Below are 12,748 nucleotides of genomic sequence, written 5' to 3'. Positions count from 1 at the left end.
TCAAAATGTCTTGTCCTGATGGCCGACGGTTTTTTTATTGCCTTTGACATGGCTCCGCCCTTCGAGGATGGTCATGACATCGTTGACGGTCACGCCCGTATCTTCCCAGAGCACGGCCAGATGATACAGGAGGTCGGCCGATTCCTTGCACACTTCCAGGCGCAGATTGTCCGCTTCTTCGTTCTGTTCTCCTGCCACGGGATCGGCGTTTTTGGCGGCGATGATGACTTCTGCCCCTTCTTCGCCGATTTTCTTGCCGATTTTATCGATGCCCGTCTGCAGGAGATAGGCCGTATAGGATTTTTCCGTCGGATGGACCCGTTTTTCCTTTATTTCATCCTGCAGGTCGGCCATCATGGACAGGCTGCCCGCATAAGATGTTTCGTCTTTGCCGGCAAGGCCCCGGTAGAAGCACGATTTGTGCCCCGTATGGCAGGCGGCTCCCGTCTGATTGACGGTGATGAGCAGCGTATCGGCATCACAATCGACGGCGATAGCCTGCACGTCCTGGAAATGGCCCGATTCTTCGCCTTTGTTCCAGAGTTTCTGGCGGCTGCGGCTGTAGAACCAGGTCCGCCCCGTTTCCAGAGTCTTTTTCAGCGATTCTTCGTTCATGTAGGCCATCATCAGGACTTTTCCGCTCCGGCCTTCCTGTACGATAGCCGGCACGAGGCCTTTTTCATCAAATTTGATATTCTGTATATCTACATATTCCATTATTTTTCTGCCCCTCTCATGGGAATTCCTTCGCCCTGAAGATACGCTTTGAGGTCCGGGATGGCGATCTGGCCGAAGTGAAATACCGATGCAGCCAGAGCGGCATCGGCACCGGCGTCGAAGACGTCCTTAAAATCTTTCATCGTGCCGGCCCCGCCGGAGGCGATGATGGGCACGGGCAGTTCCGTGGACAGACGGTGGTTGAGGGCCAGGTCGAAGCCCGATTTTTCACCGTCCGAATCCATAGAATTGATGCAGATTTCCCCGGCTCCCAGAGCAACGCCCTGCTTGGCCCAGGCGATAGCATCGAGGCCGGTATTCTTGCGGCCGCCATCGACGTAGACCTGCCAGCTGCCCTGACCATCGCGCTTGGCATCGATGGACAGGACGACGCACTGGCTGCCGTAGCGTTCTGCCGCTTCACGGATGAGTTCCGGCCGCCGTACAGCTGCCGAATTGACAGAAACCTTGTCGGCACCGGCCCGCAGGACCTGATGGAAATCGTCGATACTGCTGATGCCGCCGCCGATGGTAAAGGGAATGTTGATTTCTTCCGCTACGGCCCGGACGACATCGATGAAGATATGACGTTTTTCGTATGAAGCGGTGATATCGTAGAAAACGAGTTCGTCCGCCATCTGATCGGAGTAGAATTTCCCCAGTTTCACCGGGTCATCTACGTCCTGTATATTCTTGAACTGTTTGCCTTTGACGACGCGTCCGTCGCGCACATCGAGGCATGGTACAATACGTTTTGCCAGCATTTACCGTCCCCCCAGACTTCGGATCTGTTCCATCGTAATCCGGCCTTCGTACAGGGCCTTGCCTGTAATAGCCCCGTAGACGCCCATATTCTGCAGCGTCTTCAGGTCTTCTATGCTGCTGATGCCGCCCGAGGCGATGAGGCGGATGTACGGCAGATGCTGCAGCTGTTCCATCATGTCCAGATTGGGGCCGGTGAGCATGCCATCGCGGCTGATATCCGTGTAGACGATGGTCCGGAGGCCAATGGAAATGAGGAAACTGGCAAAGGGCAGGACTTTCTTGTCGCTCCCTTCCACCCAGCCGCGGGTCGCGACCGTATCGCCCTTGGCATCAATGGAAACGACCAGCTCCGAGCCGTATTTCTTTGCCATTTCGCGGGTAAAGGCTTCGTCTTCGACGGCCTTGGAGCCGATGATGACCCGGGCCACTCCTTGTTCGAGATAGGTGTTGATGGCTTCTTCGCTGCGGATGCCGCCGCCCACTTCTACGGGGATATCGACGGCGTCGCAGATGCGGCCGATGACCGAAGCGTTGCAGCGGTCGCCCTTGAAGGCTCCGTCGAGATCGACGACGTGGAGAAACTGAGCTCCCCCGTCGGCCCATTTCCGGGCGGCTTCGACGGGATCATCAAAATAGGTCGTGCTGTCTGTCTCTACGCCCTGGCGCAGGCGGACGGCATGGCCGTTTTGTATATCTATAGCCGGAAGTACGATCATACTATCATCCCTTCTGTACGTAATCTAAGACATTCTGCAGGAGCTGTGCCCCGACGGGACCGCTCTTTTCCGGATGGAACTGCATGCCCAGGACGTTGTCCCTGCCGCAGATAGCCGGGACCGGTCCGTCGTAATCGGCGGTCGCGATGACGTCGGGCGTATCGGCCGGCGTCTTGTGGTAGGAGTGAACGAAGTAGACATAGGGATGGGCGGGAAGATTTTTCTGCAGCCAGTGGGGCTGATGAAATTCCAGTTCGTTCCATCCCATGTGGGGTACTTTGAGTTTCGTCTGAAATGGTACGACTTCACCGGGAAGGAAACCCAGGCAGTCGTATTTGCCGCCTTCATAATCGGTTTCAAAGAGTGCATGCATGCCCAGGCAGATGCCCATAAAGAACTTTCCCGCCTGTACCTGTCCGGTCAAAAGCGGAATGAGGTCGAATTTCTGCAGATTGGCCATGGCGTCGCGGATGGCGCCGACACCGGGCAGTTCCACCAGGGCCGCGTCGCGGATGACCTGGGGATCGCGGGTGATGACCGGATCCTGGCCGAGGCGGCGCCAGGCATTGTATACATTGGCCAGATTGCCGATTTCATAATCAATGATGGCTATTTTCATCTTATAACACCCCTTTGGTAGAAAGTACGCTGTCGGCATTGCCTTCGATGGCAACGGCCTGACGGAGTGCATGGCCCAGACCCTTGAATACCGATTCGACGATGTGATGAGCATTGGTGCCGTACAGATTGGTCACATGCAGGTTCATTTTGCCGTGGACAGCCAGGGCGTAGAGGAAATCCTGCAGCATTTCCGTTTCAAAGGTGCCAATCCGTTCGACCGCCAGTTTCACATCATAGACCAGATAGGGACGGCCGCTGAGGTCGATGACGACCCGCGTCAGGGCTTCATCCATGGGGCAGTAGAACATGCCATAGCGGTTGATGCCTTTCTTGTCGCCCAGGGCCTGCGTGAGGGCATCGCCCAGGACGATGGCCAGGTCTTCCAGTGTATGATGGGTGTCGACGTCGAGGTCGCCGTGGACGTGAAGCGACAGGTCCATGCCACTGTGGCAGGCCAGGAGATTGAGCATGTGGTCAAAAAAGCCGATGCCCGTCGAGCCGACAAAGGTCCCTTCCCCATCGAGTTCGAGCGAAACGGCAATCTGTGTCTCTGCCGTTTCCCTGTTGACAGACGCATTACGCACGGCCGGCCACCTCCTTGTAGAGGCTGCGGAACACGGCGAGGATCCGGTCGGCCACATCGCGGGTCGTCACGGTGAGGCGGATGCAGTTCTGCAGGTCTTTGGCGCTGTAGAAGCGGACGCATATATCGGCTTTTTTCATAGCAGCGATGAGGGCCGGACCGTCGGGGACGCGGACGAGGATGAAATTGGTCGCGCTGGGATAGACCGTGACGCCATCAAAGCCGCTCAGTTCCCGTTCCAGATAGTCCCTGTTTCCGATAGTCGGCGGGACGTTGTGCCCGAGGATTTCATCACAGTGTTTCATGGCCACGCAGCCCATGAGCTGGGTAACGCTGTTGAGGTGATAGCTCAGTTTGGTCAGCGACAGGGCGTCGATGACGTCTTCCCGGGCCACGCCGTAGCCCAGACGGAATCCGGCCAGGCCAAAGGCTTTGGACAGGGTGCGGATGACGATGAGGTTGTCGTACCGGTCCATGAGGGGAATGACGCTGTCCTGTCCGGAAAATTCCAGATAGGCTTCATCGACGACGACGATATTGTCTGCCGTCTGCAGCAGTTTTTCAATGACCGCAACGGGCCAGATGCTGCCCGTCGGGTTGTTGGGATTGCAGACGAAGGTCACTTTCGGCTGCATGTCGGCGATGGCCTGCTGCAGTTTTTCCGCATTGCGGCAGTATCCGTCATCGTCCGGTACGTGGACGACGCGGGCGCCCAGGACCGTGGCGTCGATGCCGTAGATGTCAAAGGTCGGCGTATGGACCAGCACGGTGTCACCGGGGTTGATAAACGTATTCAGGATGAGACTGATCGTTTCATCGCCGCCGTTGGTAGCCAGAATCTGGCCGGGACGGCAGTGGACGTACCCGGCGAGGGCCTTGCGCAGGTCTTCGGCGTAAGGGTCGGGATAGCGGTAACTTTTGATTTCATCCAGACCTTTCAGGAAATCGGCCCGGACCGACGGGAAGTCGAGGATATTATAGGGGCTTTCATTGGCATTAATAATCGTATGTTCTTGTATTTCCGGTACTTTATACGGTTCAAAATCGCGTATGGTCTGACGCAGCCATTCAGTTTTCATCGATTCTCCTCCTTACAGCCAGGCCGTGAGCCTGCAATCCTTCTACATTGGCGAAGCGGATGACTTTTTCTGCCACTTTGTCAAAGGCTTCTTTATTATACGACAGGAGACTGCTCCGTTTTACGAAATCATAGACTCCCAGGGGCGAGGAAAAGGCCGCCGTCCCCATGGTCGGGAGGGTATGATTCGGACCGGCAAAATAGTCGCCGATCGGTTCCGGCGTATAGGATCCGATGAAAATAGCGCCGGCGTTCTGGATCTGATCCACATACTGCTCAGCATCGGGGAAATCGATTTCCAGATGTTCCGGGGCGATGAGGTTCATGATATCGATGGCCTGCTGCCGGTCTTTGGTAATGAAGATTTTGCCGTGGTCGGCTACGGATGCAGCGGCAATATCCTTCCGGGGCAGCTCTGCCAGCTGTTTTTCCACTTCCCCTTCGACGGCCGATGCCAGAGTAGCACTCGGCGTAGCCAGGAAAACGGCGGCCCGGCGGTCGTGTTCGGCCTGGGCCAGAAGGTCTGCTGCCACCCATACGGGATTGGCGTTTTCATCGGCCAGGATGCCCACTTCGCTGGGACCGGCAATCATGTCGATGCCGACGGTGCCGAATACGAGGCGCTTGGCCATGGCGACGTAGGCATTGCCGGGGCCGACGATTTTAAAGACCGGCGGGATGCTTTCCGTGCCAAAGGCGGCAGCGGCGATGCTCTGGGCGCCGCCGACTTTATAGATTTCCGTAGCACCGGCTACGTGGGCGGCAGCCAGGATGTAGGGATTGACTGACCCGTCTTTGGCAGGCGGCGTAAAGACGGCGATGGATGGCACACCGGCCACTTCGGCCGGGATGACATCCATAAGGACCGTCGAGGGATAGGCTGCCGTACCGCCCGGCACGTATACGCCGACCCGCTGGATGGGCGTATAGCGGGCGCCGAGGCGCACACCGTCGCGGAAGGTATCCATCCACGATTCCTGTTTCTGCCGTTCGTGATAGGCCCGGATATTATCCCGCGCTTCCGTCAGGATATCCATGAATTCCGGCCCGACTTTGCGGGCGGCTTCCTCGATTTCCTCTGCCGTGACCAGGAAACTGTCGAGGCGCACACCATCGAATTTTTCTGTCAGCTCCCGCACGGCCCGGTCGCCTTCTTCCTGTACAGCCGTGAGGATATCTTCCACACTCTGGCGGATACCGGCGTTTTCTGCCTGGCTCCGTTTGGTGATATTCCGTATTTCCTGCAGCGTCAGCCCGTCATCGGGCACTTCTATCCATTCCATGTATATCTCCCCTTCTGGTAGCGGTCTTATCGGATTTCTTTCTTCTTGATGACATCGATCAGCGTATGTATTTCATCATATTTCATCTTAAAGGAAACGGGATTGCAGATCATGCGGGCACTGAAATCCATGAAATAATCCAGGACTTCCAGCCCGTTGGCCCGCAGGGTATTCCCCGTTTCGACGATATCGACAATGACATCGGACAGGCCGACCAGCGGTGCCAGTTCGACTGAGCCATTGAGTTTGATGATATCGACGCTGTGATGATTTTCTTCAAAATATTTCCGGGCGATGCGCGGGTATTTCGTCCCGACCGTGATGCGCCGGGACATATCCACTTTCTTTCCCTTGACGCCGGCTACGGCCATGTTGCAGCGGCCGATGCCGATATCGAGTACTTCGTAGACGTTGGCGCCGGCATTGTCTTCGATGAGGACATCTTCCCCGACGATGCCGATATCGGCAGCGCCCCGTTCGACGTAGACGGCCACATCGGGCGATTTGACCAGTGTCAGTTTCAGCGTATGGCCGGCATCTTCAAAGATGAGTTTGCGGCTGTCTTCCGAATAAGATGGAAATTCATAGCCGCTTTCCATCAGATATTTCATAACTACTTTGTGGATGCGCCCCTTGGCGAGCGCTATATGTATGGACATCTCAAAGCCCCCTCATCATGTCTTCCAGATCGTGTGCGCTCATTTCGCGGCCGTCTTTATAATAACTGTGATTGCGGTATACGGCGTGGATACTGTAATCACCGCTGTCGATAAAGGACGAGTCGGGATAGGCGGCGACGCGGAAGCCCCGCTGACGCCACTGCATGAGGTCGCGGATCAGCGTCTGGTCACTGTCCGTATAGGAGACGGCCAGCTGGAAACTGGGCTGGGCGTCTTCGAGAAGGCCGGCGTCACTCATGAATTCGTAGAGAAGGTTGATGTTCATGCCAAATCCGCAGGCCGGCCGGTCTACACCGAACTGGGCCGATAATTTGTCGTAGCGGCCGCCGTCGATGACATCGTACAGGGCGCCGTCCACGTAGACTTTGAACACCATATCCGTATAATATCCCAGGGTGCTGGTAAAGCCGAAATCGAGCTGTACCTTGTCGGCATAACCGGCATAGAGGATGTAGTCGTAAACTTTTTCCAGCCGCGTCAGGGCATTGCGCATACCGCTGTTGATGCAGTAGCCGCGGGCCTTGCTGAGCGTTTCCGCATAGGGACCGAAGAGGACCGGGATGGCTTCCAGGGCCTTGCGGGCTTCGCTATCGAGGGACAGACCCGAGAGGTACTTGCCAAAGGCGACGAGATTGCGCTCTGCCATATACTGGCGCAGTGTCTGCTTCTGAGCTTCTTCCAGGGGCAGTCCGTCGAACAGGGCCTGGGTATAGGCCGCCGTCCCCATGTCAATGCGGATATGTTCCACGCCGACGGCTTTGAGGATTTCCGCCGCCATGACGATGACTTCCCCATCGCATTCGGGACTGGGATCACCGAGGATTTCAATGCCGCCCTGAAGGAAATCCTTGCCATAGGTGGACCGGCCGAAATATTCCCGGAATACGGTGCTGACATAGCCGAATTTGAGGAGCTGGTTGGCCCGGGGAAATTCCCGCGCTGCCGTTTCGACGAGAGGTACGGTCACATCGGGCCGCAGGACCAGGACCCGGCCGTCCGTGTCGATGGTCTTGACCATCTGCTGGCGCAGCTGGGGAAAGTAATGCTGGTATACATCATAATCTTCAAAACTCGGCGTTTCGATGATTTTGCAGCCGTGATTCATGATGACCGACACGAGTTTCCCCTGGATGCGGTCATAATTCCGCATTTCATCGTGATGGAGCATCTTGACTCCATCCAGTGTATTACTGAGCATCTTTATGCACTCCTTGCATACTATGTATTTGCTTTATTTCTTTATCGCTTTACTGAGGTAAAGCAATGAAGAACGACTGATTAGAATTGTAGCACAAATCACAGCAAATAAAAAGCCCTTTTTCAAAAAATTTACCCATCTTGTTCCGGTGTGGCACGACGGATGATTTTCCTGACCGATTTTTCAAATTTCGGGCGCGGCACCATGACCCGGTGGCCACAGCCGCAGCAGCGGATGACAAAATCGACGCCGATGCGCAGCACTTCCCATTCATTGGAACCACAGGGGTGGGATTTTTTGAGCTGGACTACATCCCCGATCTGATAACGGACAAAATCTGCCATAACAAGTACCTCCTTTACTGCCTCGTGCAGTCTATGATACATTATGTTACTTCAAATACGGGCGGGATGCAAGCCAAAGGGAAAACGACTCTCCCGGCAGACAGGATGCCGGCCCCTTTCCACGGAATACTGGAAAGGAAGGCCGTTATGTGATAGTATAGTGTGAGCAGCGTACGCCATACAAGGAAAAATACGCTCATTTCTGATTATATTTCTGGGAGGTAGTCCTATCATGGCAGATTCACCCCGTCCCCGGACCCTGCGTGCAGCCTATCTCATGCTGTATACGCTGGGCGGCTGCTGTACCGCCGTCTGCGTGGCCCTTCTGGCCTGGGTCGCTTTTTGTATTGCAATGGAAAAAGAGCCGCTGGCAGCGATTTCTTTCCTGCCCCACGTCCCGGCCGCCGTCATTCTGCTCCTCATCCTGGCCATCATGGTCCTGGGAGTCGTCTGCTGGCAATGGGGCGCCCGGTTTCATCAGCGTTACGAAGAGTATGTGTTAAAACAGAGGTAAGGAATCCATGCGAAAGTCTGAATTTATGGACCTGTTGAAATACTATTTCCGCAAGGCCGATAAAGACGACCTGAAGGGCATCATCGAGGACTGTGAAGAACAGTTCCGCCTCGGTGCCAAAGAAGGGAAATCGGAAGAGGAAATATGTGTCAAACTCGGTTCACCAAAAAATATTTACCGTTATTACATCGGCAAGCCCATCATCCCCGAAGACAATCCCCGTCTTCCCGGCGATGATTACGATACGCCCCGGAGCCAGCGCCGCAATGCCGCGCCCTACGACTGGGAAAAGGATCCGGACCGGCTGCGCCGCCGTGCCCAGAGCCAGCAGTATTACCGCGATGGCAAGAGCTGGGACGATACCTTTTACGATAACGGAAATCCGCCGCAGAATCGCCGTTCTTATGATGATGACGGATATTACGACAGCCGCAGACCGCGGCGCCGGGGACGCAGCCGCAGACCGTCTACAGGGGAAGACTTTGAATGGGATAAGGACGATTCCCTCAGCCGCGCCGGAAAGGCCGCAGCCCGGCCGGTACTTGATATCATCGGGACGCTGTTCTCCGTCCTGAGCGGCATGATCTACGCCGTCCTCTTTCTGGCCATCATCGCCTGCCTGTTCCTCGTCGCCATGCCGTCGTACCTCTTTTTCGGCCTCGTCCCCATGCCGCCCATTTCCGGCAAGACGATGATCTTCCTTCTCCTGACAATCCTCTTTGCCGGCATGACAGCCAGCTCGGCCGCCTCGGCCCTGCACGCCGCCGCCAAAAGTCCGAAAGAAAGGAGGGCCTGAATCATGGCCAAAACCATTATCTGTCTGGTGCTGACGGCCGTCTTTGCTTTCCTCAGCCTCAGCTCCTATACCAGTACGGATGCCCCGCGCATGCGCCAGTGGCTGGCCTATTACGAAGAATACCAGGCACTGAAGACCCTGGGCGACCGTGGCGATGACGCCAAAATGACCCTCCTGAACAAACTGCGCACCATGTATCCGGAAAAGGCCAGCCTCTACGAAGCCAAATTCAAGGAAGAATTTGGCGACCTCGAGGCCAAGGCCGAAGCCGAAAAAGAAAAGGCCGCTGCCGACGAACGGGCCAGGGCGGAAGTCGAAACCCACCGCCGTGAACTAGCCCAGGAAAAAGCCCGCCTCGATAAAGAACGGGAACAACTGCGCCAGCAGCAGACCCGTCAGAGCAATCAGACCCAGAAAAACAGCAATACGAACGGGAATAGAAGATGATAGTTTGTAGTTTGAGGTTTGATGAAAAGAGCGGTTCGACGGATAGCGAATCTTTGCCGTCCCTGCGATAAGCAGAGGACGCCATGCTATACGGCACTTCAAACCGACATTCGTACCTAAAAACTAACACAAAGCGAACCCCCCTGGGAGCTGTCCAAAAGCAGACAGCTCCCAGGGGGTTCGCTTTTAACTATCTTTTTCTATGCTTTTTCTTCAAACTTCAAACATCAAACTATCTTTTCACTATCTCTTATTCAGTATGATGACCGATCCCAGGATGAGGGCCATGCCTATGAGTTTCAGCGGGCCGTGGGGTTCGGCAAAGAAGAAGATGCCCACAGCCGATCCTACGAAGGGTTCGATGGTCGCCATGATGGCGGCTTTTCCCGATTCCATATATTGGAGTCCAACCGTATAGAGAAAATATGGCAGGACGGAGCAGACGATGGCGATTCCCGCGACCCAGAGCCAGAGGGATGGGTCTCCCATCAGGACTTCAAAGATATAGCCGGGATGGCCCAGAGGAAGCATCGCTGCCGTAGCAAAGGTAAAGGTATAAAAGGTAACGGTCAGCGGGTCGTAGCGGTTCAGGGCAAAGCGGCCAAAAATGGAATACAGGGCGTAGAGAAATCCCGACGCCAGCCCCAGGGCCAGTGCTGGAAGCGGTACGGCCAGATGCCCCTGGAAGACGCCTGCCACGAGAACGCAGCCCGTAACGGTACACACCAGGGCCAGCCATTTCCGGCGCGTCATCCGTTCATGGAAGATCACCGCTGAAAGAAGGGTGACAAAAACAGGCGATGTATACAACAGCATGACCGCTACCGACACCTGGCTCATGGCGACAGCCATAAAATAGCACGTACTGAATAAGGCATAACTGATGACGCCCGTACCGATAAAGTACCAGCAGTCGCGCAGGCGGATGGAAAGCAGCTGCGGTGAGCGGATGGCCAGGAAGGCCCCGGTAATGAGCCACGCCAGCAGGGTACGGATCAGGCAGACCTGCAATGCCGATAACCCGGCTCCGTCGAGGTGGCGGATAAAAATACTGATCGTTCCCCACATGGCGCCGGCAGCCAGCACACAGGCGTTCGCTTTTCCCACCGTCATAAGCTTCACCCCTTTTCAGGAAATTTAATTTTCGAGACGGAAGCGGTAGCCATTGCCCCAGACGGTTTCAATGGCTGTAAATTCCGGTTCCACTATATTCATCTTGTCCCGGAGGCGGTTGACATGGACCGTGACCGTAGCCATTTCTCCCAGGGCGTCGAGATGCCATATTTTTTCAAACAGTTCTTTTTTTGAAAGAACCTGATTGGGATGCTGGGCCAGATATAACAGGAGATTGAATTCTTTCCCTGTCAGCGGGATTTCCGTCTGTCCCCGGAATACCTGCCGGCGGCGGATATAGATGCGCAAATCTCCGCTCTGGATGTCCGGCACGGCTTCATCTTTCGTCAGGTGTGCCCCGGCCAGCAGGTGTTCATGCATCACCATATGGGCCTTGATGCGGGCTACCATGACCGACGGATTGAACGGTTTGATGATATAGTCATCGGCACCCAGGGCCAGCCCTCTGATCTGGTCTTCGTCACTGCCGCTGGCTGTCACAAAAATGACGGGAATATCGTATTTTTCACGGATGGCACGGCACAGGTCAAAGCCGTTTATATCGGGCAGGTGGACGTCGAGGACGACGGCATCGATAGCCATCTGTTCCAGTGCCCGGAGTCCCGGCCGGCCTTCGCGGGCCACCGTGACTTCAAATCCATTGTTCTGCAGAAAATCCCGCTCCAGCGCGGCAATTAATTCATCATCTTCTATGACTAATATGCGTTTCATAGTCTTTCCCCCTCTCGTGCTAACGGTCAGCGACCTGTCTGGATGCGTCGGAAGCCATAGTCCAGGATGGCCGGCGCATCTTCCCAGCGATCGTCATCATTGAACAGGGCTACTACCAGCGTGTGTCCGTTGCGGGTCGCCGAGGCGACCAGGCAGTCTCCGGCCGCCTGGGTATATCCCGTCTTGACTCCGCTGGCTCCCTCATAGCCACTGGTCAGGAAATGATTGGTCGTCGTGACATATTTGGTGTGACCGTCTATATAATGCATCTGATACGACGGCAGAGCCACCGTATAGGCAAATTCAGGATAATGCTTGAGTCCATACGCGGCCATACGGGCCATATCGACGGCCGTCGTATGATGTCCCGCTGCGGTCAGCCCGTTGGGATTGACGAAGTGGGAATGGGTCGCCCCCATCTTGACGGCTTCGGCGTTCATCATGTCGGCAAATCCGGCGACAGAGCCGCCGACCGTTTCCGCTACGGCTACGGCCGCATCATTGCCGGAAACGACCATCATCCCCCGCATCGCTTCTTTCAGGGTAATCTGGTCTCCCGGGGCAATGCCCAGGCAGGATGGTTCCGTATTGGCTGCTCCCCAGGATATGTACAATGGCTTGTCGAGCTTGTCTTTCCCCTGATCGAGGGCAGTGATCATGGTCACGATTTTCGTCGTACTGGCCGGATGGACCCATTTATCGGGATTGACCCGGTACAGGATGCGTCCCGTATCGGCGTCGATCAGACAGGCCGCTTCGGCCGACGTAGGCGGTACATCAGCCTGAACGGATCCGGCCGTGCCGCCGACGGAAGCAAGCAGAATGACAAACAACGAGCATAGTAATTTTTTACAAGCAGAAAACATCCAATCTCTCCTTTTAGATCATTTTGTGTCTGATTGTATCCAGACTCTAACAAAACGATTTTTTCAATACCAGAAAGCATGCTGGTACAGTTTATATTTTTTATAATCTCTCACATATTATTATGCAAATCGGTAGGATTGTCAATAAAAAATATCTATTCTCTGTCACACCGTCCGATACTGCCACCGGTCAGTATTTTTGCGGATTGTTGCTCCAGCAACGCGCAATTCTATAAAGATGTGCTATAATAATAAGTATGTGCCATATTTTTATAAATCCATTATACACATGCAC

General features: G+C 55.2%; 16 protein-coding genes. 3 read left to right on the top strand and 13 right to left on the bottom strand.

Translation table 11 applies throughout. The features are described 5' to 3' along the window. The 10 genes from hisIE to B2U90_RS08410 all read right to left on the bottom strand — a co-directional run bounded on the left by hisIE (position 1) and on the right by B2U90_RS08410 (position 7,985). Positions 1 to 717 carry a bifunctional phosphoribosyl-AMP cyclohydrolase/phosphoribosyl-ATP diphosphatase HisIE gene (hisIE, locus tag B2U90_RS08455; protein ID WP_059076077.1) on the bottom strand — a complete coding sequence of 239 codons (717 nt, stop codon included), beginning with the start codon at positions 715 to 717 and terminating at the stop codon, positions 1 to 3. After that, positions 717 to 1,481, bottom strand: coding sequence for an imidazole glycerol phosphate synthase subunit HisF (gene hisF / locus B2U90_RS08450; protein ID WP_059076076.1), 765 nt, complete (start codon positions 1,479 to 1,481; stop codon positions 717 to 719). The genes hisIE and hisF overlap by 1 nt, the downstream gene beginning before the upstream one ends. Continuing rightward, positions 1,482 to 2,198 carry a 1-(5-phosphoribosyl)-5-[(5-phosphoribosylamino)methylideneamino]imidazole-4-carboxamide isomerase gene (gene hisA, locus B2U90_RS08445; RefSeq protein WP_150824779.1) on the bottom strand — a complete coding sequence of 239 codons (717 nt, stop codon included), beginning with the start codon at positions 2,196 to 2,198 and terminating at the stop codon, positions 1,482 to 1,484. It lies immediately after the preceding gene. A gap of 4 nt (positions 2,199 to 2,202) precedes the next feature. Then, positions 2,203 to 2,817, bottom strand: a complete 615-nt coding sequence (gene hisH, locus B2U90_RS08440) for an imidazole glycerol phosphate synthase subunit HisH (RefSeq protein WP_075581934.1) — start codon at positions 2,815 to 2,817, stop codon at positions 2,203 to 2,205. A gap of 1 nt (position 2,818) precedes the next feature. Further along, positions 2,819 to 3,460 (bottom strand): imidazoleglycerol-phosphate dehydratase HisB, encoded by a 642-nt coding sequence (gene hisB, locus B2U90_RS08435; RefSeq protein WP_372237432.1) that lies wholly within the window; start codon positions 3,458 to 3,460, stop codon positions 2,819 to 2,821. Further along, on the bottom strand, positions 3,396 to 4,481 hold the full coding sequence (gene hisC / locus B2U90_RS08430) for a histidinol-phosphate transaminase (RefSeq protein ID WP_075581933.1): 1,086 nt from the start codon (positions 4,479 to 4,481) through the stop codon (positions 3,396 to 3,398). Before hisC ends, hisB begins: the two co-directional genes overlap by 65 nt. Continuing rightward, entirely contained in the window at positions 4,471 to 5,763 is a 1,293-nt protein-coding gene (gene hisD, locus B2U90_RS08425) for a histidinol dehydrogenase (RefSeq protein ID WP_292017580.1), read from the bottom strand. The genes hisC and hisD overlap by 11 nt, the downstream gene beginning before the upstream one ends. Before the next feature lie 26 nt (positions 5,764 to 5,789). Next, on the bottom strand, positions 5,790 to 6,422 hold the full coding sequence (hisG, locus tag B2U90_RS08420) for an ATP phosphoribosyltransferase (RefSeq protein WP_059076070.1): 633 nt from the start codon (positions 6,420 to 6,422) through the stop codon (positions 5,790 to 5,792). A gap of 1 nt (position 6,423) precedes the next feature. Continuing rightward, on the bottom strand, positions 6,424 to 7,641 hold the full coding sequence (locus B2U90_RS08415) for an ATP phosphoribosyltransferase regulatory subunit (RefSeq protein ID WP_059076069.1): 1,218 nt from the start codon (positions 7,639 to 7,641) through the stop codon (positions 6,424 to 6,426). 131 nt (positions 7,642 to 7,772) lie between these two features. Further along, positions 7,773 to 7,985: a DUF951 domain-containing protein gene (locus tag B2U90_RS08410; protein WP_059076068.1), complete on the bottom strand. Its 213-nt coding sequence runs from the start codon at positions 7,983 to 7,985 to the stop codon at positions 7,773 to 7,775. A gap of 232 nt (positions 7,986 to 8,217) precedes the next feature. Between B2U90_RS08410 and B2U90_RS08405 the strand changes: the two genes are divergently transcribed. The 3 genes from B2U90_RS08405 to B2U90_RS08395 are packed head-to-tail and all read left to right on the top strand — an operon-like array spanning position 8,218 to position 9,742. Further along, on the top strand, positions 8,218 to 8,499 hold the full coding sequence (locus B2U90_RS08405; protein WP_059076067.1) for a hypothetical protein: 282 nt from the start codon (positions 8,218 to 8,220) through the stop codon (positions 8,497 to 8,499). A gap of 7 nt (positions 8,500 to 8,506) precedes the next feature. Beyond that, entirely contained in the window at positions 8,507 to 9,295 is a 789-nt protein-coding gene (locus B2U90_RS08400) for a DUF1700 domain-containing protein (protein WP_292017579.1), read from the top strand. A 3-nt stretch (positions 9,296 to 9,298) separates the two neighbouring features. Further along, positions 9,299 to 9,742 carry a hypothetical protein gene (locus B2U90_RS08395; RefSeq protein WP_292017578.1) on the top strand — a complete coding sequence of 148 codons (444 nt, stop codon included), beginning with the start codon at positions 9,299 to 9,301 and terminating at the stop codon, positions 9,740 to 9,742. A gap of 243 nt (positions 9,743 to 9,985) precedes the next feature. On the opposite strand, the gene B2U90_RS08390 is transcribed toward B2U90_RS08395, so the two are convergent. Genes B2U90_RS08390 through B2U90_RS08380 form a run of 3 tightly spaced genes read right to left on the bottom strand, consistent with a single transcriptional unit; the run spans position 9,986 to position 12,453 of the window. Next, positions 9,986 to 10,855 (bottom strand): DMT family transporter, encoded by an 870-nt coding sequence (locus tag B2U90_RS08390; protein WP_292017577.1) that lies wholly within the window; start codon positions 10,853 to 10,855, stop codon positions 9,986 to 9,988. 24 nt (positions 10,856 to 10,879) lie between these two features. After that, on the bottom strand, positions 10,880 to 11,587 hold the full coding sequence (locus B2U90_RS08385; protein WP_059076063.1) for a response regulator transcription factor: 708 nt from the start codon (positions 11,585 to 11,587) through the stop codon (positions 10,880 to 10,882). A gap of 26 nt (positions 11,588 to 11,613) precedes the next feature. Beyond that, a complete protein-coding gene (locus B2U90_RS08380; protein ID WP_292017576.1) occupies positions 11,614 to 12,453 on the bottom strand; it encodes a D-alanyl-D-alanine carboxypeptidase family protein in 840 nt (279 codons plus the stop codon). Positions 12,454 to 12,748 lie beyond the last annotated feature (295 nt).

It is taken from the genome of Megasphaera sp. UBA4233, from assembly GCF_002395615.1.
In the GTDB taxonomy this organism is placed as follows: domain Bacteria; phylum Bacillota; class Negativicutes; order Veillonellales; family Megasphaeraceae; genus Megasphaera; species Megasphaera hexanoica.
Note: the sequence above shows the minus strand (reverse complement) of the source record. Positions and strands in the feature narration are given on the sequence as shown.